Source organism: Secundilactobacillus folii (assembly GCF_009720675.1).
Lineage (GTDB): Bacteria > Bacillota > Bacilli > Lactobacillales > Lactobacillaceae > Secundilactobacillus > Secundilactobacillus folii.
Genome location: NZ_WNJO01000017.1, coordinates 15,560 through 35,929, shown reverse-complemented (window position 1 = coordinate 35,929; position 20,370 = coordinate 15,560). Strand labels below are relative to the sequence as shown.

Below are 20,370 nucleotides of genomic sequence, written 5' to 3'. Positions count from 1 at the left end.
GTTTCGGCTTTGCCATTAACTATCTGCCTCCGTTTAGATTCGTTTTAAAATCACTTGTAAGTTCTTTTTGAGCTTACTTCCATGATGCGTATTCATATTTCGCATAGCCAACAAGTGGATAGTTCAGCCCTTTAAGATCCTTTGAACGTAAGTGAACCGATGCATATTGGTATAGCGGTGTGACACCCTGGAGATTATTCAGCATCTCAGCAGCCTGCTGCTGTAACTTGACTCTTTCTGCGGGCTTTTGGTTAGCCGTGTCATTGATCTTGTTTAACAGCGCTTGATACTTCGCGTTCTTCCAGTTTGTAAAGTCAATATCGCCCTCTGGTGAAGCCAGATTCAAGTAGTCGATCGGATCTGGATAATCAGTTGACCAGCCTAAAGTCCCCGCCTGGAAGTTGTGGTTAGAAAAATCGGCCACTTCTTGTTCCAATGGAATCGATCTCAAAGTGATCGTCAACCCAGGCAGTTCCTTTTGTGCTTGGCCCTGAATGTATTCACCAACCGCCTTATAAGCATCGGTATCAGCAGTCAAGAATTGGACGCTGATCTTTTTAGTACCCAGTTCTTGCTGTGCTTTTTTGAAGTAGTACTTAGCCTTAGTCGGGTTATAACTTAACTTATTTGAAATACCGTTGTTGAAATCTTTACCATTGCTACCCTTAACTTCGCCAACTGGGACAACTGATTGCGCCGCCGTAGAACCATCCTTCAAAACGTTCTTGGCCAGTACGTCGCGGTTGATCGAGTAGCTCACTGCCCGACGCAGATCCAAATTTCTGGTCGTCTTTTTGTAATTGTTCCAAGGGATAAACGCCATTTCACCAAATTTAGAAATGACCAGCTCGTTTTTAAACTGCTTCTTGGCTGATGCCACCATACTGCCTGACAACTGAGTCTCATCCAGCTTCTTTGACTGGAATAAGCGCAAACCAGTTTGTGGCGTTTTCACAACTTGGAAGTTGACCTTCTTGATGTGGACTTTATCGGCGTTGTAATAGTTCTTGTTAGCATCCAAATTCCAAGTATCCTTTGAAGAATTCCAGTTTTTGATCTGGTAAGCCCCATCAGAAGCGGCGTGCTGTGAATCCTCGCCATACTTCGCGCCCCACTTTTGAACGTCTTTACGGTTGATTGGATAAAGTTCCGTTGCCAGTAGATCATTGAAGTAGGGTACCGCGTGACTAAGCGTGATCCTCACTTTATATTTGCTCAACGCCTTGACACCCAGATCAGAAACCGGTGCTTTGCCAGTCGAAACCTTTTGAAATCCAGCGAAGTCCTTTAAATGACTCACCCGCTGTGACTTCGTCTTGGGGTTGACCTGCCGCTGGAATGACGCGACAAAGTCCTGTGCAGTAACCTGAGTCCCATCGTTCCACTTTGCGTCCTTGCGTAAATTAAACGTATACACTTTACCATTATCAGTTGGTTGAACCACTTTAGTTGCGATTGAAGGCACGATTTTACCGTTATTATTTTGCTTATATAAGCCTTCCAGCGTTTCTGTAATGGCCTCATCACTACCGACATCCGTTGCCCGATTAGGATCAACTGTTTCGACATTTTGCTGTGCCGTTGTGTTTAACGCACGATTCTTGTTGCTGGTACTTGATTTACCACAGGCCGCAAGCGTCAACAACGTGACAACGGCGACCCCAATTCCTAACGTTTTTGAAATCCGCATAACCAAAACCCTCCCAAGTTTATCGGTTCAAGTCAACATAAATAACGTCCCATTGTCAAAAGTGACAATGGGACGTTTTCGCGTGGTACCACCCAAATTTGCAGTTATCTGCCTCATTAGAGGATAACGTCTCCACCCGTTTATTCAGCTTGCACCAAATAAAGGCGACAAGTTCATCTCACATGCCCCGTTTGTAGTCCACCTTTTCACCCACCGGTAGGCTCTTTTCTACTGGAACATCTGTCCTCTTGTCATCGCCCTTGTTAAATTATTCTCATTTTTACTCTTTCATTTTTAATTGTCAACTATTTGAATGTTAATAAAGTCTAACAGAAGCCTTTTTAACCCGCTAGTATCGACTTATTTCGCTACTTACAAAAAGTTTGAAATTTGCTCCAGTGAGGAATCCCAATAGCTAAGCAGTGGAATATTTTAACCCACCATGACCCTTAGGTTACCGGTGAAAAATGGCCCAAAAAGCGAGCAGTTGGACTGTTAGCTCCAGTCAGCAAATTGAAGGACGTTCCTGCCTCCCAACGAAGCCTCTCTCACGCTAAAATAAAATTAGATTTCTGTGAGAAAACGCTATCTTTGCCCCGTTAAACATGTTAAGATTAATTAAACTTTTCAAATATTTACATTAAAATCCTTTTATCTTTCTACAGCAATTTGAAAATATGCTGAAAGTCAGTAATGTTCTTCCCAAATATTGCTATTCATCCCATATGAAATAAGCTTTCAGAAATTATTTTAAATTGTAACTTTCCAAAAACGATAAATCAGTTTCAATTTAAACTCATGATTTACCGAAATTTATTTCAAATATCCGCTCACTTACCTCTAATTTTCATGATTATGACCTTTTGTAAACTTCCCAATTTAAAAGGGTTATGATAATGAGCTTTCAGGGTCGAAAGATTAACTGAAAATGATTCCGAAACGTTTCATTTTATCAGGTATACCAATTTGTATACCCAGGTTGACATATCGCCCTGAATACCTTATATTTTCAGAGCATAGGAGCGTGATTTAGATGCAAAATAGTAACCTAGACCAAAGATCGATTAACGCCTTACGATTTTTGAGTGTGGATATGATTGAAAAGGCGAATTCTGGCCACCCCGGCCTGCCACTCGATGCTGCCCCAATGGCATACACCCTGTGGACTAAACATTTGAACATTAATCCAGAGGATCAACAATGGGTCAACCGCGACCGCTTTATCTTATCAGCTGGTCACGGTTCAGCTTTGTTATACAGTTTACTGCATTTATCTGGATTCAAACTGACCATTGACGACCTTAAAAACTTTCGTCAACTCGGCAGTAAGACCCCCGGCCACCCAGAATACGGTGTCGTTGACGGGGTCGAAGCCACGACTGGTCCCCTTGGCCAAGGCTTTGCGATGGCTGTAGGCATGGCAATGGCGGAAAACCACCTTGCTGCCCAGTACAACCGTCCGGGCTTTGATATTATGGACCACTATACTTATGCCCTCGCAGGTGACGGCGATCTAATGGAAGGTATCTCCCACGAAGCTGCTAGCCTCGCCGGGCACTTGAAACTGGGTAAATTGATCGTCCTTTACGACGATAACAGTGTGTCACTGGATGGCCCGACTGATATGGCCTTTACAGATGACACCACAAAACGTTTTGAAGCCTATCATTGGCAAGTTCTGCACGTGGCAGACGGCAACGATACGGCTGAAATTAGTGCAGCCATCGAATATGCTAAACAGCACACGGATCAGCCGACCTTGATCGATATTAAAACGGTGATCGGTTATGGTGCGCCAGATGCCGGGACCAACGCCGTTCATGGTAAGCCGTTAGGACAGGCTCACATGGCCTACGCCCGCGAAAAATTAGGCTGGGATTACGCCCCATTTGAGATTCCCTCTGATGTTCAAGAAGGTTTTGATATCAACGTTAAACGGCGTGGGATGGCCAACGAAGACAAATGGAATGCTTTATTTGCCGCCTACACCGTCCAGTTTCCTGACTTAGCTGAGAAATTCCTACGTGGATTTAAACCGGTTCACGCCGAACTAGATCTCCCAGTTAGTCATGTTGGCGAATCTGAATCCGGCAGGAATACCAGTCAACGCGTCATTGCCGCACTCTCAGAACAACTACCGAGCTTCTGGGGTGGCAGTGCCGATTTATTTGCTTCTAATAAGACGAACGTTAAATCAGCCAGTGCCTACGAAGTCGATGATCCACTGGGTAAAAACATCTGGTTTGGCGTGCGTGAATTTGCTGAAGCAGCCGCTGTTAACGGCATGATCCTCCACGGTGGCGTCCATGCATTCGGCAGTACCTTCTTTGTTTTTTCAGACTACATGCGTGCTGCCATCCGTTTAGCTGCCATTCAAAAGATTCCAGCGACCTACATTTTCACCCACGATTCCGTTGCGGTCGGCGAAGATGGCCCAACTCACGAACCGATCGAACACCTTATGAGCTTCCGGGCAATGCCAAACGTCAACGTTATTCGACCGGCTGATATCAACGAAACGACCGCTGCTTGGAAAGCCGCCTTGGCCTCTTCACATACGCCAACTTTACTAGTTTTAACACGACAAAATCTGCCAACGTTACCGGAAACCGATAATTTGGCCGATGAAGGCGTACAACGCGGTGGCTACGTTCTTTCACCATCCGAGGGCGAAACACCAGAGGGCATCTTGATTGCCACGGGTTCAGAAGTTCAGGTCGCCATTGAGGCTCAAGCACAGCTGCAAAAGACTGGTCACGACGTTTCCGTGGTTTCGTTACCGTCGTTTGAACTTTTTGATCAGCAGCCTGACGAGTACCGCGAAGAAGTTCTTCCAAGTCATGTGACCAACCGGATCTCAATCGAAATGGGTGCCACGTTTGGCTGGGAACGCTACGTTGGTTTGAAGGGTAAAAAAATCGGGATCACCAACCGCTTCGGCGAGTCTGGCAATCCTGCTGACATCATCAAAGCGTTCGGGATTACCGCTGACAACGTCACTGCCACTTACTTGGACGCTTTCGTTCGCGAAACCAACGCGACTGTTTAGGACTTACAAATTCAAATAGAGGTGAATTTAATTGGCTGCTCCAACTTTTAAAACTAAAATTTACTCTGATGGCGCTGACTTAAACGACATGAAGGCCATCAATCAAAATGCATTTGTCACCGGCTTCACCACTAACCCCAGTCTTTTAAAGAAGGCGGGTGTGACCGACTATCTATCGTTTGCTAAAGAAGCAGTGGCAACTTTTCCCGATGAATCAATTTCTTTTGAGGTGTTTAGTAACGACTATGACACCATGAAAAAAGAGGCCGAACTGCTGCACGAGATTGGGCCAAACGTTTACGTCAAGGTTCCGATTCGAACCACCGGTGGTGAACCAACGACCGACTTGATCCATGATTTAACCGCTGCCGGTGTTCAAGTCAACATTACAGCCATTGCTACGGCGGCACAGGTTAAAGAAGCCGTCGACGCAATCGTGCCCGGTACCCCAAGCATTGTTTCGATCTTTGTTGGTCGGGTCGCAGATACCGGTGCTGACCCAATGCCATTCGTTAAGAAGAGCGTTGAACTGACGGCTGACCGAGATGATATTGAGCTCCTATGGGCCAGCACCCGTGAGATTTACAACATCACGCAGGCCGAAGCACTAGGCGTCGATATTGTGACCGTTCCACCGGCAATTTTGGACAAGTTGGTTGCCAAATATGGTCAAACTGGTGATGAGGTCACCATGAACACAGTGAAGGGTTTTGAAGCTGATATCAAGGCCACTGGACTTAAAATTTTAGATTAATGGGTCGTTTTTGATTGATAAAAGATGAGGAGAGTGGGACTAAACTCGGTTAGATCCCAGAATGCAGGCAAGAAGCGCCGTGGATTCCTGGTTTGGAATCTGCGGCGCTCTTTTCTTGCATGGCCGGAATCTGAGTTTTGACGCACGTTTAGACCATGTTCAGTCACGAGCTAAGTTACATTTTTAACTACCTTTGCGTTAAGATATCAGTTCGATACTGACCAATATTAACTTTTGTCTCAGCCTCTTTTCTTTCTCTTTCGAAAATGTTCTGACCGATTTTTGGTTTCAACAGCGTTCCAAGTATGGTATGCTAGGTAAATAGTAATTATTATCGTTTACACTAGGGAGCTGTTTTAGATATGAAGTTCGCTCAACATTTTCGGCGTTTTAGTCTCTTTTTTATTTTAGGCTTTTTGGCAATCATACTGACCAGCTGTGGCTCGCAGTCAGCAACATCCCATCACCCGCACCAGTTAAACGTCGTTGCTTCACTCGATTTTTACGGTGAGGCGGCCAAAGCGGTACTCGGTGATAAAGGAACCGTGACTTCGATCATTGATCGGCCAAGCATCGAACCGCACGAATTTGAAGCCACAACTAAAACGGCAAAAATCGTCAGCAATGCCGACGTAATCGTCTATAATGGCCTCGGATATGATACGTGGATGAACCGGCTCTCCGCTGACAACACCGGTACCACTAAGGTGAACGTGGCTCAACAGCTGTTAGGAAAACATGACGGTGCCAATGAGCACGTCTGGTATGACATGAATACCATGCCAAAGTTAGCCAACAAATTGGCGGCTGAATTTGCGAAACGCCAGCCGCAAAATAAAGCTTACTTTAAGGCCAACGCTCGCCGTTACATCCAGTCTTTGAAGCCGTTAAAAAAAGAAATCCAAAAATTACGTCAAAATAGCCGAGGCCAACGTGTCAACGTGAGTGAACCGGTATTTGATTATGCGTTAAGTGCTATGGGTTACAAACAGAATAATAATCACTACGCCCAAGCTGTCCAAAACGACACCGATCCTTCACCAAAGGATATCAAACAGATGCAAGCTGATATTCGCCACCATAAAATTGCCTTCTTTGTTGTCAACACCCAAGAAATCAGTAAGATGACAACGAACCTATTACATTTGGCAAAACAAAGCGGCGTGCCAATCGTGCGGGTCACCGAATCTCAACCAGCTGGTAAAAATTACGAGAGTTGGATGATGTCTCAATTTAAAGAAGTTGAGCGCATTCAAAACGAAAATAAATAACAACGCGTCAAAAAGGTCACTGATTGGTTATTCTAACGTCAATTAATGGCTTTTATTTTGAGTTGAAGCCAGCCAGTTAGTCGCCTTAACTGCAGGCTAGTAATTTAATGGTAATCAAGGCGTCTAAAGCTCTAGTATCTCCCGCCCGTTGGCAGACATAAATTTCATCTTTGCTTTAGTCAACACGCAAAAGAGTCGCTTTTTAAACACTGTCCTGACTTAGACACAACCAAGCTTCTGCCAATTGTATTTCCCGCTTCCTAACGGTATGATGTACGAGAAGTTAATCACTATCGAGTGAAGGGAGTTACTCTGATGGATTCAGAAACAATCAAGTCGCAATTGATCACGGCGGTCAACGAATACTTTAATCAAGTGACACTACCTGAAAATGGCCTCTTCGTTTTGGGCTTCAGTTCCAGCGAAGTTAGGGGCGACTGGATGGGCCAAAATTCCAGTGCTGAAATTGGCGAGGTCGTGATTCAGACCCTGCTACCGATCTTACAGGCTCACCACGTTAATCTAGCCGTTCAAGGCTGTCAGCACATTAATCGTGCACTGCTGCTGGAACGCGAAGTAGCAGATCGACGCGGTTATGAAATCGTCTCAGTAGTCCCCCAACTCCACGCGGGCGGAGCTGGCCAAGTAGCTGCCTACAAAGCGTTCAAGGATCCGGTTGAAGTTGAGCGAATTGTTGCTGACGGTGGCATGGATATTGGTGACACCCAAATTGGCATGCACGTTCGTTGGGTTCAGATACCAGTTAAGACTTCTGTTAAAGAAATTGGCGCAGCCCATACCACCTTTCTAACGTCTCGGCCAAAGTTGATTGGTGGCCCACGAGCCATTTATGACTGGCCGGATGATCAACAATTATAAATCGTTCTTAGAGTAGCAACATGCAGTGCAGATGAGGTTCAACTTTTCAGCCTCACCTGCACTGCCTTTGTCTTCCAACCGCCTAAATAGGATCATCGAAAAGCATCCCTACTTCACTTCATACTTCACCTTATAGGACTCAATGCCGTGACTCTCAAAAGCCGTTTCCAAAATTTCAGCAAAGGCGTTTATGTCGACGGATTTTGGCAATTGGATCGTCACGTTATTCAACTCATTCGTTTTTTTCGGTGCAGTTACCCGTTTCTTTTTAGTCATCTTCTTGGCCCCCAAACACGGAAATGATCTCCTGATGAAGATCGCTGTATGTATCTTTTATTATACGAACATACGTTCTAATTTGCAACCTGATTTTGAGGGTATAATCCAAATCAAACCTAGTAATTACATGACAAATCAAACAGCCCGCATAAAACTGTATTTGACAAAAAAATTTACCACTTTAGGCGTGATTTTTTGTCAAATAAGTGTACAATATAACGTTGCATGCGTGTATCGTCACTTACGAAAGGAGATTCTGCAATGTTCAAAATTGCCAAGGGCCGTATCTCCTACCTCGCCGTTTTTGGTGCGGTAGTTTTTATGACCATTCAGGTGATTGCCAACCTGAACCTCCCCAGTCTGACTTCTGATATCGTCAACAACGGGGTCGCTACGGGGAATATCAGCTACATCTGGAAAGTCGGTATCAAAATGATTGCGTTTTCTTTGCTCAGTATCGTTTCCGCAATCTGTAACGTATTCTTGGCTGCAAGGACCTCACAAAAACTGGGGCAAAACCTCCGAAGCGATATCTATCGTAAAGTCATGACTGCATCTACCGATGAATATAATCAAATTGAAACTTCTTCATTAATTACCCGAACTACTAACGATGTGGTTCAAATTCAAAACGTCGCTATCATGATGTTACGAATGATGATCATGGCGCCAATCATGTTGATTGGTGCAAGTTTTCTAGCTTACAACAAGGATCACACCTTAACGTGGATCTTTTTAATTTCCTTGCCATTATTAGCGCTGTTTATGGGTGTGATGCTTAAGTTTGCCATGCCGATGTTCCAAGCTATGCAGACAAAGACCGACCGAATCAACCGAATCTTTCGGGAAGGTTTAACCGGCGTTCGAGTCATTCGTGCATTTCGGCAGGATCAATTTGAACAGGATCGTTTTGAGGACGCCAACGTTGACTATACTAAAAATGCCATTAACGTCAATACGTTGTTAGCCCTAGCCTTTCCTGTGATGACTTTGATCATGAGTGGGACAAACGTCGCCATTATCTGGTACGGCGCGAAACTGATCGGCAACCAAGCCATGCAAGTGGGTAATTTAATTGCCTTCATGACTTACGCAATGCAGATCCTCATGAGCTTCATGATGTTATCAATGGTTCTGATCTTTATTCCGCGGGCGCAAGCTTCTGCTAAGCGGATTCAGCAAGTCTTTGATTTGCGTTCAACCATGAAAAATACCACTCAACCTGAAGAATTAGCAGCCGATGCAAAACATACTTTGGCCTTTGATCATGTGACTTATCGCTATCGCAACGCCGAGGAACCTGCGTTAACGGACATTGACTTTAGTGCTACCAGTGGTCAGACGGTGGCCATTATTGGGGGTACCGGTTCTGGTAAATCCACTTTGATCAACCTGATTCCCCGCTTTTATGATATTGAAAGTGGCAAAATCAAGCTCGATGGCATCGATATCTCTCAGTTGCCAATGGCAGAACTGCGCGATGCGGTTTCGCTGGTACCTCAAAAAGCAACCCTGTTTACTGGGACTTTAAGAGAGAATATGAAGTATGGTAAACCTGATGCTACCGATGAAGAGATCTGGCACGCCCTGGATATTGCCCGTGCCCGCGACTTCGTTGAAGCAGAACCAGTCGGCCTAGACCTCCACGTTGAACAAGGTGGGGGCAACTTCTCGGGTGGCCAACGACAACGACTGGCAATTGCCAGAGCGCTAGTCAAACAGGCCTCCGTCTATGTGTTCGATGATTCCTTCTCCGCCCTGGACTTTAAGACTGATGCTGATCTACGGGCTGCTTTACGTCGTGATGAGCACATTCAACAAAGTATCACGGTCATCGTGGCGCAACGAATTGCCACTGTGGCAGACGCTGACCTAATTTTGGTACTGGATAACGGTAAATTAGTTGGTAAGGGCACACACAATGAACTGCAAAAGACCAACGCCGTGTACCAAGAAATTATCAACTCTCAGATTCGAAAGGGGGAGGATAAGTAATGGCAGATACAAAGAAACAGCACACCCAAAGCTCAAGCGGCGGTCACGGACCAGGTCGTGGTGGCTTCCGTGGTGTCGTTGAAAAGCCCCAAAATTTTTGGGGCACTACCCGGCGGCTCATGAGTTATATGTCAGATCGAATCGTTGGTTTGATTTTTGTCATGATTTTTGCCATCACCAGTGTTATTTTCCAGATTCGAACCCCGAAGATTTTAGGTCGGGCAACAACTGAAATTTTTGCCGGTGTCATGAAGGGTCAATCACAGCAAAAAGCTGGCTTTGACATTACCAAGCTACCCATTAATTTCGAAAAAATCTTTCATATTATTTTGATTGTTGGTCTTATGTACCTCGCTTCAGGAATCTTTAGTTTTCTGCAACAGTGGATCATGACCCTGATATCACAAAATACCGTTTATAAACTCCGGCGTCGAATGAAACAAAAGATGCGAGTGGTACCCATTAAGTACTACGATACACATGGTAACGGTGACATTATGAGTCGGGCAGTCAACGATATGGATAACATTGCCAACACGTTGCAACAAAGTCTGACTCAAGCTGTCACCTCAACCGTGACCTTTATCGGAACGCTGTGGATGATGCTGACGATCAGCTGGAAACTGACCCTGATTGCCCTAGTCACGATTCCTTTAAGTTTAATCATTGTTGGTATCGTGGCTCCACGGTCGCAGAAGTTCTTCGCCACGCAGCAAAAGAGTCTGGGACTTATGAACGACCAGGTCGAAGAAAATTATGCTGGCCAACAAATTATCAAGAGCTTTAACAAGGAACAAGACACCATTGAGACCTTTGAAAAGCAAAATAATACTTATTACCAAGCCGCTTGGAAGGCCCAATTTATTTCCGGGATCATTATGCCGTTAATGATGTTTTTAAATAACATCGGCTATGTTTTTGTTGCCATTATTGGTGGTATTTCAGTTGCTAATGGTAATATCACCCTTGGTAATGTACAGGCGTTCTTGCAATATACCAACCAATTCTCGCAACCCATTTCACAGCTAGCAAACTTGATGAACACCATTCAGTCCACCATTGCTTCCGCAGAACGGGTATTTGCCGTTCTCGACGAAGAAGAAATGAAGGACGCCAGTAACGATAATCCGGTTAAACAGACTGACAATCTATTGGAAATGGATCACGTTCAATTCGGTTACGATGGTGATGAACTACTCATGACCGATTACAGTCTCAGCGTGAAACCGGGCCAGCAAGTTGCGATTGTTGGACCGACTGGTGCTGGTAAAACCACGATTATTAACCTACTAGAAAGGTTTTACGATGTTAAGGGTGGCGCGATTCTGGTCAACGGACAAGATACGCGCAACATGGAACGTGAAAAGCTTCGTTCCCACTTCGCCATGGTATTGCAAGATACTTGGCTCTTTACCGGCACGATATACGACAACATTAAGTATGGTAAAGAAGACGCCAGTAAGGATGATATTTTGAATGCAGCGAAAGCCGCTCACGTGGATGAATTTGTCCGTAAATTGCCAGACGGCTATGATACCGTGCTCAATGAAGACGCCTCCAATATTTCGCAGGGTCAGCGTCAACTAGTCACCATTGCGCGCGCTTTCGTTGCTGATCCTGAGATCCTGATCCTTGATGAAGCCACTAGTTCTGTCGATACTAGAACTGAAGTTCAGATTCAGCATGCCATGAGTCAGTTGCTGAAGGGTCGAACAAGCTTTGTGGTTGCTCACCGATTGTCGACGATTCAAAATGCCGATAACATTATTGTCATGAATCACGGATCGATCGTTGAAACTGGAACCCATAATGAGTTACTGGAAAAGGGTGGCTTTTACGCCGATCTGTATAACAGTCAATTCACTGAAGGCATTTCATTTGGCTAGGAGGACGATTTCGATGAAAAAATTAGGATTATTGATTTCGGCCGCTCTGTTAAGTCTAGTGCTGGCCGCTTGTGGTAAGCCAAGTCTGACCGTGGCTCACCAACAATATACACCGAGTGGTATGACGGCTGTAATCAAGGGCACGACGAACCAAAAAAAGGTTCAATACCAAATTAATGGTGCTTCAGCTAAGACGGCCAAGATCAACAACGGCGCCTACGCCATTACGCTGCCGGCAAAGCCTTACAAGCAAACGATCAAAATTAAATCTGCTAATAAAACAGTCACGACGACGATCGCAAAAAGTCCGGCAATTATGGCCTATATTCGGTTTAAGACGGCTTATAACCAAACCCTGATGGCCACTGCACTGTCCAAAAAAGATCAGGCAACTGCACTAGGATTGCAAGCTCAAGGAGCCAAGTTAAAGCAGCAGCAGGCTAAGCTCCAGGCCCAGGCTAAGGCCGCGCAAGCCAAATTGAAGAGTGGTGATACATCCGCTGCGACAACCTTATCGAGAGTCTCTCAAGAGGGAACTCAATTAAAAACTTCAGCTGCTCAGTTAAAGGCCACTCAAGCTAAGTTGGCGCCTGCCTTAGCAGTGGCTAAGAAACAAGTCGCTGGCAAAACAATCAAGGCGGATGCTAAAACCGGGATTTATAATCTAAAGTCAACTAAGTCTGCAACACTCCGAGGTAATGTGGACAAGGATCAATTGGTTGGCGTGACGCTAATGGTTCCCGTTTCAGCACTTAAATCAACGAAAGCTGCTAAGTCGTTTATGACTGAATTAGCCGTATTGACGAGCAGTGTCGGAGCGAATACGAAGACCGTGCTAAACGGCTTCAAGAATAAAGCCAATAAGAAAAATAGCAGTCAAACAACTACTAGTACTATTCATTCGAAGGGTATTGATTTTGACCTTGGCTATTCGAAAACAATGCTGTATATTTATGTCACTCATCATTAGTCGATTACTGATTTAACTTCCAGAGATCGGACAAAACTTGGTTAGGTCCCTGAGAATCAAAAATAGCGTCGCGGATTCCTGATTTGGAATCTACGATGCTATTTTTGACACTGTCAAGAAATGAGTTCAAGCCGCGTAAAATCCCGAAATTAGTCCAAGTTAACGGCAAATTTTCAGGGGACGAAATTAGTCACCTCTTTGCCAAGAGAGAAGTTTGACCACACTATCTACTCAGTTGTTATTTACAGAGTAGTCGTTTTCGTCACCACACCAACTTCAAAATCAGCTGTAATATGATCCAGTCCCTGATTCAAGATTGCTTCTTTGCGCTCAGCAGCTTGCCAAGTAAGCGGCGTCATTTCAAATAACGCTTTAAAAAGTGCCGGTGTCAGTTTAAATTCGTAGTGAATATCAGTGAAATCAACCTGTCCATAATGAGCCAAAAAGTGTTCCTTAACTGGGGCATTATCATATGTGGCGTGTTCACCCTCCGGATAAACCAAAGCCCGCAATTCCTGCAGATAATGGCGATTGGGAATCACCTTGATCAGCCGACCACCAGACTGAAGCACCCGATCGAATTCCTGATAATTAGCGGGTGACAAGATATTCACGATATCGGTGACCTGTTCATCACCAAAGGGCAATTGTGCTAAGTCACCGACCATGAATAGCGGTTTTAGTGAACTAACGGTGCCAGATCCTGCAATGTTGATTGCCGGTTTGGAAATATCCAATCCAACATAAGTATCATTTTGATTTTGTTCCGCCAGCCACTTGGTCGTCGTGCCCTCACCGCACCCCGCATCAAGCACTAGGCCACCGTGTCTCAAATGGGCGGAAACCGCCCTTAACATCGGCTCAAAGAACCCGGCAGTGAGCATCTGGTTGCGATAGCGCAACATTTCATCCGTATATTCCGTTTTCACCGGCGCGTTGATCAAGAATAGGGTGCCCTTCTTGGAGAAGTCAAATGTATGGTCGTTGACACAGCGCACAGTACCGTTTTTCACCAAGTCTAATTGTCCGTGGCACACCGGGCAACGGAACTGTCCTTGATGAGCGGCAACAAATTGACTTGCCAATTCAATTTTATTCACGATAATCCTCCGTCAGGCGATTTGATGTGCCTTAATTTTAACAGCAAATGTCAGCAAATACGAGACCGCTAAAAAACCGGCCACGACCACGTAAGGATAATGAGTATTCATATCCAGCAAGGCTCCCGACATCAACGGGCCAATCACGTTACCAACACTTGTTAACGACATATTTAGCCCGTTGATCAGGCCTTGGTTCTTGGCACTGAGCTTCGTCAACAAGGTGGTAATTGCTGGCCGCAGCAGATCAAAGGCCGTGAAGACAAACAAAGTCGCAATAACCACTTCAAGTTTGGAATGGGCAAAGATGATCCAAAGTGTGCCGGCAAATGCAATGAAGAAGCAGTAACGAATTAACTTTGTCTCCTGCAGCCGAATGACTAGCCGATCAAATAGTAAGACCTGAAAAACCAAAGAAATAATCCCGTTTAACGTCAAAACCAGTGCAATATTTGCAATACTGAAATTGAAAACCTCGTTCACAAACAAACTGTAAATACTTTCAAAGCCCTGCAGTCCAAATGATGAAATAAGAATCAAGACGAACAGCAAAATGACTGGCCGAACCAGTAAATCGTGCCAGTCTCCCTGCAGCATATTGGTTGTCACTTGCGTTTGCATTTGACTCTCTGGTCGATCGATTTCAGCGTCCTTTGGCAACAAAGTCAAAAGTGCAATTGTACTTAAGATTCCTAGAGCGCCCGCAAACCAGAATGGGGTTTTATAATTCAGTCCGGCTAGGATCCCACCGATACCCGGTCCCAGAATCAAACCACCACTGAACGCGGCTGACAACCAGCCGATGACTTTAGCCCGCTGTTTTTTAGTTGTAATATCAGCTGCTAAAGCCATACCTGTAGGCGTCACCATCGCCGCGGAAATACCACCGATAATTCGAGAAACATCAAAAACCGCTAATTGATTTGTGACCGCAAAAATTACTTCTGAAACGCCATACAGTGCCAGTCCAATAGCTAAAATCGGTTTTCGTCCGACCCGATCAGAAATTCGGCCGACAATTGGTGACGTTACAAACTGGGCAAAGGCAAATAAGGCGGTCATCACACCCATGTCAAAGGCCGACAGGTGAAGCTGGTTCTTCAAAAAGGGCATAACTGGAATAACCAGGCCAATCCCAAGGCAGACCAGGAATTCACTCAATATTAAAATGAAAATGGCACGTTTAACTTTAACCGACATGATGAGCCCTCCAATGCTATGTAGACAAGGTATCAGTATATCAGGTTTAATATATTTACTCTAGTATAATATTTATCAACTAGACTGATGCTGGGTGTTGTCGGGCGCTAGAAAGGTTCAAGGGTTCACCAATCTATTGGAAGACACAAGCAAAAGGCAGGCTAGTCGTTAACCGACCAGACTGCCTTTGCTGTTTTGACATGCTATTAGCCAAGCGTGTTCGACAGGCAATGACTGTGCCTTCTACACAATGATGCTACTTACTTTCGGCAAACTTAGTCTTGATATAATCTGCTGAGATCTGCAATTTTTTCAGCTCTTCATCGGTTAGATCAAGTTGCAACTGTTCTTGAACCCCATCTCTGCCCACAATTGCAGGATAAGATAAGTAAGTCCCATATTCTTCACGGTAATTTGACACCGGCATCTCCGTTTGCGCATCGCTCATAATCGTATTAGCTAACTTGACCGCTGCAGTTGCCACACCATAGTTAGTGTATTTTTTACCATGAAACACCGTATGCCCGCCGACCTTTGCTTGATGGTCCAAGTCATCCAAATTCAGACCGCGAGCCTTCGCAATTTCCGTAATTGGTTTACCTAACACCCGGACCGTTGACCAGGCAGTAAATTGTGAATTACCGTGTTCGCCGAGGTTGTAGCCGACTACCGAGCGAGAATCAATGTTTAATTCTGCTGCCACAGCCCGTTTCATTCGAGAAGAGTCCAGAAGTGTGCCCGTACCAACGACATGATTCTTGGGCAGACCGATCACTTGCTGATAAATGGACGTGATCACATCAACAGGGTTCGTGATCACAACCATCTTGCCATGAAAGCCTGATTCTTTGATGTGTGCGCCGACTTCTTTAGCTGCCGCACTGGTAAATGTCAGTTCTGCAAACCGGTCATCGTTGGCGTTGTCCTGTAATTTAATGTTACCAACTGCGGAAATAATGACGTCGGCGTCCTCTAACGCACTGTAATCATTCACCGTAATATTTGTATGTACTGGTAGGTTGACCATTGCGTCTTGAAAATCCAACGCATCAGCTTGCACCTTGGCCTCACGCTTATCAATGAGAACCAAGTCATCTGCAAACCCATTTGCTACTATGTAATGCGCTGCAGTCGCCCCAACATTACCCATACCAATTACTCCAATTTTTCGAGTCATTAAAAGCACCTCTGTTTTTCTAAGTATTTGCTCATCGCATTGTTATCATATTACCATTATTCTTTTAATCTGACGAGTTCAAAAAATATTCTCTTAACGCCTCCCCAGTTTTATTTCCAAACTTTTGCCAACATAAAAAGATGATAAAACCACTTGATTACTATCTTACAGGTTGTTTCCAATGGCTGAATATTCCTAAAATCAGCAACAAAAAACTGCATTTAAGGAACTCTAAAGATTAAGAATTCATTCGATGCAGCCTCATTTTCCGATATTTTCATTGGACATTTTTTCTCGGTTGTTGGTTATCATCTCGTGGTTCCTGGTAGTACTGAATAACTGCCCAGACGCCGGGAATTAAAAATAGAAAACCACCAAGAAAGCCCATCACGATTAGAACGATTGGCCATACCAAACTACTCAAATTAGATAAGCTTTGAACCGCAATGTAGCCGACCACTTGTAAAACCACTCGCCAAGCAAACCAGAATAAGCCGAAGAGCATTCCGAATCCGTATAGCCAATGATTGGTGCCCATCATGCCGCCGCCCATCATCGATCCAGACCAGTTATAGCCACCCATCATTGAAGCCCCCAGAGAGCCGAGCAGTGATAACACTAGTCCACCGACAGTCAATGCTAACTCCAGCCACCAAACGATCCACCCAACCGTTTGAATTGGACTTGGTCTTTTCATTATGTCACCCCCATTAATTAACTTCATTTTACCTGTTTGGAAGAAAAATACAATCGGTAAGTAGTGGGTTCCAAACCGGATAAGGGCCCTAAAAAGGGCTGACCCGTCTTCACTAAATCTTCCCCGACCGTGGTCCAGCCCTAATTTATCTGTTTTACATCTTTTCTAACCGCTCTATTCGCTTTTCCATTGGTGGATGGGTATCGAAGAGGTGGGTAATTGATTTTTTCTTCATTGGGTCCGAGATATACAGCGATGCACTACTTGGATCCGCCTTTTTCATCGGTTCTGCTGTGGAGATTTTCTTTAGTGCTGAAATTAAGCCCTGGGGATTTCTTGTCAGTTCCACGCTTCCGGCATCCGCCAAGTATTCACGATTTCGTGATAGTGCCATTTGTGCTAACGTAGCAGCGATTGGGCCTAAGATTACCAAAATAACGGAAACAATCAGCATGATAATCTGCAGCACGTTGCCGCCGTCACGGTCATCATCGTCACGACGACTGCCACCGCCCCACCAGAAAAAGTTTCCAGCTAGGTTGACCATCCCTGTGATTGCCGCGGCCAGAGCTAATGCAATCGTCTGCAGCCGAATATCGTAATTTCTAACGTGACTCATTTCGTGTCCGATGACGCCTTCAAGTTCCTCACGGTTTAGCTGGTCTAAGATACCAGAAGTAGCTGCAACTGCAGCGTGCTTGGGATCGTTTCCGGTCGCAAAGGCATTCGGACTTGGGTCGTCGACAATGAAGACCCTCGGCATTGGTACTCTGGCAACCATTGCCATATCTTCTACAATATGCCACAGTTCAGGAGCCTGATCCTCGCTGGTGATTTCATGGGCATGATTCATGGACATCACGATGTTAGTTGAATTACCAATCATGATCCCCGCGTAAACCAGCGCAAAAACTAATGCCAGGACTAACCCAGCCAGATAACTGTTAAAAAAGACGTAACCAATGGCTGCTCCAATGGCGAGCACTAGCAGTACAAAACCGGCAAGAACGTATACCGTCCGCCGTTTATTACGTGCAATCTGTTCAAATAACATCAGCCATCACCCTCGCTTACTTATCAAAGGTTACTTTTGGCGCAGTCTTTTCCTCTTCAGGTACCTGCAGATAATCGCTGGTCTTAAAGTGGTGAATGCCGGCTACAATATTGCTTGGAAACGATTGAATCTTCAAGTTAAAACTAGCCACACTTGAATTGTACAATTGACGTGAATATGCAATTTTATTTTCGGTATTGGTCAATTCTTCCATCAGTTTCGTGTATTCTTGATTAGCCTTCAAATCTGGATATGCTTCGGCCACGGCAAAGATACTCTTCAATGAATTCGACAACTGATCCGAAATCGCCATGGTGGCTTGATGGTCATCGCTCGGCGTATTGATCAACTGATTGCGCAACCCAACCACTTTTTCCAGGGTGCTTTGTTCGTAGTGACTATATCCCTTCACCGTTTCTACCAGGTTAGGGATCAAATCGTTTCGACGCTTTAACTGCACGTCGATTTGACTCCATGATTCTTGAACGTACGTCCGGCCCTTGATCAGGCCGTTATAAGCGCTAATGTAAATAATGAGCAATAGTACAACAACTATCGCAACAATTATTCCAGCTATCATATTCATTTCCTCCGTTCATGTTTGGTCTAACTAACAATAGTTTAACAGCTCCGCGCTCATTCACCTAATCGCATTCATTCGTCATTTCAAGTTTTTGCACAAATTTAGGGATTGATTGAACCTAACTATCATTAACTACGCACTCAGTCAGCCAAAAGTTACAAAAAACCACCGAACAAGTTTCTGCTCGGTGGTTTTTGATCGAAGGAAGGCTTTTTTTAAATACCGTCTAGCGCCCAACTGCTTCCATTTCAGAAGTGACACCAGCACCGGTATTCACATCAACGATTGCCCGGTGTACGTTGACGCCGTTTTGGTAAACGTCTTTTTCACGTTGAATGACGGAGATATCATCAATTGGGTTCTCGTCCATCGCAATGAAATCCGCGTATTTACCTGTAGCAATTTCACCATACTCATCATCAACGTGCATGGCACGTGCACAGTTGATAGTGGCACTATCGATGGCTTGTGCCGGCGTCATACTAGCCTTTTCAACGTAGAGCTGCATCTCATAAGCACTTTCACTTTCAAAACCGTTATAAGGGGTTCCCGCATCAGTCCCCATCGCAATTGGAATTCCAGCTGCGGCAGCTTTCGTGATGCTGGCAAAATGCTTTTTAATGTTGACGACAACCTTATGACGAGCCCACTCCGGCACGGTATCCTTACCATATTTATAAATTGCATACATGGCGTTCATAGTCGGCACAACGGCTGTTCCGTGCTCTTTGAAGATCTTAATGGTTTCATCGTCAATGTTAAATGCATGCTCAACGGTATCGACACCGGCACGAGCGGCTTCCTTGACTCCTTCAGCTCCCTGAACGTGAGCGGCAACGGTCTTACCCTTATGGTGCGCCTCTACTACGGCAGCCCTTACCTCATCTTCATTGAATTGAATATCATCAGGGGTCTCGCCATTCTTAAGTACACCACCAGTGACCATCAGTTTAATGTTGTCGACGCCCTTCTTCATGGCCGTTCGAACACCCTTGATCATTTCGTCGACGCCGTCAACTTCGTGGCCACTCCCAGCACCATGTCCGCCAGTCATTGTGAAGGCTCGCCCCGAAGTCATTACCTTGGGTCCTTTAATCATGCCCTTCTGCTGCATTTTCTTGACCTCAATGTCAATGTCGTAAGCAGCGCCAACGTTTCTAATATATGTAATCCCATTATTGATGGCGTCTTCCATGTTGCGAATCGCGTACATCGTATTGAATTCTCGAGAATCAGAATGGCGGTCTTCCTTGCCGTCGTTCCACCAGTAGGTTGGAATGCTTGTGATGTGAGTGTGAGCGTTCATAATGCCTGGCATCACATATTTACCCTTCATATCTACCGTTTCGTCAAATTGAACTGAACCGTCGGGCTTACCCTCACCAGTATTGACAATCTTCCCAGTTTCTGTGTCGACGACCACGTAATGGTTAGTTTCGAAATCCTGCTTGTCATGGTTGTAAATTGCTGCGTTGGTATAATTGATTTTTGTCATAATATCTTCTCCTTTGGATGTAAAGCTTGATTAACTGTAACGGACCGTCATCTGGGTTGTTTCTTAACTGTGATGTCATGCGATCCTCACCTCCTTAGTTGTTTAAAATGCAGTTTATGGCTTTTGTTGATTATTTTTTGCTGATGTTATGAATGTTGACGCTTGTTTGGGGAAGACCCGTCTTTGTGCTTCTTGGCTTCCGTGCCGAAACGTGTTCGGTAAGGCCGAGACCTGCATGTAACCGACTCTGGCCCAAAATCCAAGCCCAGGATTTTCGCGCTTCTTGGCTTC

At 44.9% G+C, this 20,370-nt stretch carries 16 protein-coding genes; 7 read left to right on the top strand and 9 right to left on the bottom strand.

Annotation, left to right across the window (positions count from 1 at the left end; genetic code table 11):
• Positions 1 to 73 precede the first annotated feature (73 nt).
• Complete coding sequence (locus tag GM612_RS10945; protein ID WP_155432392.1) at positions 74 to 1,690, bottom strand: peptide ABC transporter substrate-binding protein; 1,617 nt, start codon at positions 1,688 to 1,690, stop codon at positions 74 to 76.
• A 1,033-nt stretch (positions 1,691 to 2,723) separates the two neighbouring features.
• On the opposite strand from GM612_RS10945, the gene tkt reads away from it, so the two are divergent.
• The 4 genes from tkt to GM612_RS10925 all read left to right on the top strand — a co-directional run bounded on the left by tkt (position 2,724) and on the right by GM612_RS10925 (position 7,643).
• Positions 2,724 to 4,739: a transketolase gene (gene tkt / locus GM612_RS10940; protein ID WP_155432391.1), complete on the top strand. Its 2,016-nt coding sequence runs from the start codon at positions 2,724 to 2,726 to the stop codon at positions 4,737 to 4,739.
• A gap of 31 nt (positions 4,740 to 4,770) precedes the next feature.
• Positions 4,771 to 5,493: a transaldolase gene (locus GM612_RS10935; protein ID WP_155432390.1), complete on the top strand. Its 723-nt coding sequence runs from the start codon at positions 4,771 to 4,773 to the stop codon at positions 5,491 to 5,493.
• A 362-nt stretch (positions 5,494 to 5,855) separates the two neighbouring features.
• Positions 5,856 to 6,764, top strand: coding sequence for a metal ABC transporter solute-binding protein (locus GM612_RS10930; RefSeq protein WP_155432389.1), 909 nt, complete (start codon positions 5,856 to 5,858; stop codon positions 6,762 to 6,764).
• Between the two features lie 315 nt (positions 6,765 to 7,079).
• Positions 7,080 to 7,643 (top strand): TIGR01440 family protein, encoded by a 564-nt coding sequence (locus GM612_RS10925; protein ID WP_155432388.1) that lies wholly within the window; start codon positions 7,080 to 7,082, stop codon positions 7,641 to 7,643.
• A 108-nt stretch (positions 7,644 to 7,751) separates the two neighbouring features.
• Here GM612_RS10925 and GM612_RS10920 read toward each other — a convergent pair whose 3' ends face one another.
• Complete coding sequence (locus GM612_RS10920; protein WP_155432387.1) at positions 7,752 to 7,919, bottom strand: hypothetical protein; 168 nt, start codon at positions 7,917 to 7,919, stop codon at positions 7,752 to 7,754.
• A 264-nt stretch (positions 7,920 to 8,183) separates the two neighbouring features.
• Here GM612_RS10920 and GM612_RS10915 point away from each other — a divergent pair, with 264 nt between their 5' ends.
• Genes GM612_RS10915 through GM612_RS10905 form a run of 3 tightly spaced genes read left to right on the top strand, consistent with a single transcriptional unit; the run spans position 8,184 to position 12,773 of the window.
• Entirely contained in the window at positions 8,184 to 9,917 is a 1,734-nt protein-coding gene (locus tag GM612_RS10915) for an ABC transporter ATP-binding protein (RefSeq protein ID WP_155432386.1), read from the top strand.
• Entirely contained in the window at positions 9,917 to 11,803 is a 1,887-nt protein-coding gene (locus tag GM612_RS10910; protein ID WP_155432385.1) for an ABC transporter ATP-binding protein, read from the top strand. Before GM612_RS10915 ends, GM612_RS10910 begins: the two co-directional genes overlap by 1 nt.
• Before the next feature lie 13 nt (positions 11,804 to 11,816).
• A complete protein-coding gene (locus GM612_RS10905) occupies positions 11,817 to 12,773 on the top strand; it encodes a hypothetical protein (RefSeq protein ID WP_155432384.1) in 957 nt (318 codons plus the stop codon).
• A 242-nt stretch (positions 12,774 to 13,015) separates the two neighbouring features.
• Here the strand turns inward: GM612_RS10905 and GM612_RS10900 are convergent, their stop codons facing one another.
• The 7 genes from GM612_RS10900 to GM612_RS10870 form a co-directional block, all read right to left on the bottom strand.
• Complete coding sequence (locus GM612_RS10900; protein ID WP_343031897.1) at positions 13,016 to 13,873, bottom strand: methyltransferase domain-containing protein; 858 nt, start codon at positions 13,871 to 13,873, stop codon at positions 13,016 to 13,018.
• A 12-nt stretch (positions 13,874 to 13,885) separates the two neighbouring features.
• On the bottom strand, positions 13,886 to 15,073 hold the full coding sequence (locus GM612_RS10895; RefSeq protein ID WP_155432383.1) for an MFS transporter: 1,188 nt from the start codon (positions 15,071 to 15,073) through the stop codon (positions 13,886 to 13,888).
• A gap of 256 nt (positions 15,074 to 15,329) precedes the next feature.
• Positions 15,330 to 16,250 carry an L-lactate dehydrogenase gene (locus tag GM612_RS10890; protein WP_155432382.1) on the bottom strand — a complete coding sequence of 307 codons (921 nt, stop codon included), beginning with the start codon at positions 16,248 to 16,250 and terminating at the stop codon, positions 15,330 to 15,332.
• A 277-nt stretch (positions 16,251 to 16,527) separates the two neighbouring features.
• On the bottom strand, positions 16,528 to 16,947 hold the full coding sequence (locus GM612_RS10885; RefSeq protein ID WP_155432381.1) for a hypothetical protein: 420 nt from the start codon (positions 16,945 to 16,947) through the stop codon (positions 16,528 to 16,530).
• A 154-nt stretch (positions 16,948 to 17,101) separates the two neighbouring features.
• On the bottom strand, positions 17,102 to 18,001 hold the full coding sequence (gene htpX / locus GM612_RS10880) for a zinc metalloprotease HtpX (RefSeq protein ID WP_155432380.1): 900 nt from the start codon (positions 17,999 to 18,001) through the stop codon (positions 17,102 to 17,104).
• A 16-nt stretch (positions 18,002 to 18,017) separates the two neighbouring features.
• On the bottom strand, positions 18,018 to 18,581 hold the full coding sequence (locus GM612_RS10875) for a LemA family protein (RefSeq protein WP_155432379.1): 564 nt from the start codon (positions 18,579 to 18,581) through the stop codon (positions 18,018 to 18,020).
• 229 nt (positions 18,582 to 18,810) lie between these two features.
• Complete coding sequence (locus tag GM612_RS10870) at positions 18,811 to 20,079, bottom strand: metal-dependent hydrolase family protein (RefSeq protein WP_155432378.1); 1,269 nt, start codon at positions 20,077 to 20,079, stop codon at positions 18,811 to 18,813.
• Positions 20,080 to 20,370: the final 291 nt, after the last annotated feature.

Excerpts from the sequence above, each read along its gene's own strand:
- GM612_RS10945 (WP_155432392.1), bottom strand. The coding sequence starts at position 1,690 with ATGCGGATTTCAAAAACGTTAGGAATTGGGGTCGCCGTTGTCACGTTG.
- tkt (WP_155432391.1), top strand. The coding sequence starts at position 2,724 with ATGCAAAATAGTAACCTAGACCAAAGATCGATTAACGCCTTACGATTT.
- GM612_RS10930 (WP_155432389.1), top strand. The coding sequence starts at position 5,856 with ATGAAGTTCGCTCAACATTTTCGGCGTTTTAGTCTCTTTTTTATTTTA.
- GM612_RS10925 (WP_155432388.1), top strand. The coding sequence starts at position 7,080 with ATGGATTCAGAAACAATCAAGTCGCAATTGATCACGGCGGTCAACGAA.
- GM612_RS10920 (WP_155432387.1), bottom strand. The coding sequence starts at position 7,919 with ATGACTAAAAAGAAACGGGTAACTGCACCGAAAAAAACGAATGAGTTG.
- GM612_RS10915 (WP_155432386.1), top strand. The coding sequence starts at position 8,184 with ATGTTCAAAATTGCCAAGGGCCGTATCTCCTACCTCGCCGTTTTTGGT.
- GM612_RS10910 (WP_155432385.1), top strand. The coding sequence starts at position 9,917 with ATGGCAGATACAAAGAAACAGCACACCCAAAGCTCAAGCGGCGGTCAC.
- GM612_RS10905 (WP_155432384.1), top strand. The coding sequence starts at position 11,817 with ATGAAAAAATTAGGATTATTGATTTCGGCCGCTCTGTTAAGTCTAGTG.
- GM612_RS10895 (WP_155432383.1), bottom strand. The coding sequence starts at position 15,073 with ATGTCGGTTAAAGTTAAACGTGCCATTTTCATTTTAATATTGAGTGAA.
- GM612_RS10890 (WP_155432382.1), bottom strand. The coding sequence starts at position 16,250 with ATGACTCGAAAAATTGGAGTAATTGGTATGGGTAATGTTGGGGCGACT.
- GM612_RS10885 (WP_155432381.1), bottom strand. The coding sequence starts at position 16,947 with ATGAAAAGACCAAGTCCAATTCAAACGGTTGGGTGGATCGTTTGGTGG.
- htpX (WP_155432380.1), bottom strand. The coding sequence starts at position 18,001 with ATGTTATTTGAACAGATTGCACGTAATAAACGGCGGACGGTATACGTT.
- GM612_RS10875 (WP_155432379.1), bottom strand. The coding sequence starts at position 18,581 with ATGATAGCTGGAATAATTGTTGCGATAGTTGTTGTACTATTGCTCATT.
- GM612_RS10870 (WP_155432378.1), bottom strand. The coding sequence starts at position 20,079 with ATGACAAAAATCAATTATACCAACGCAGCAATTTACAACCATGACAAG.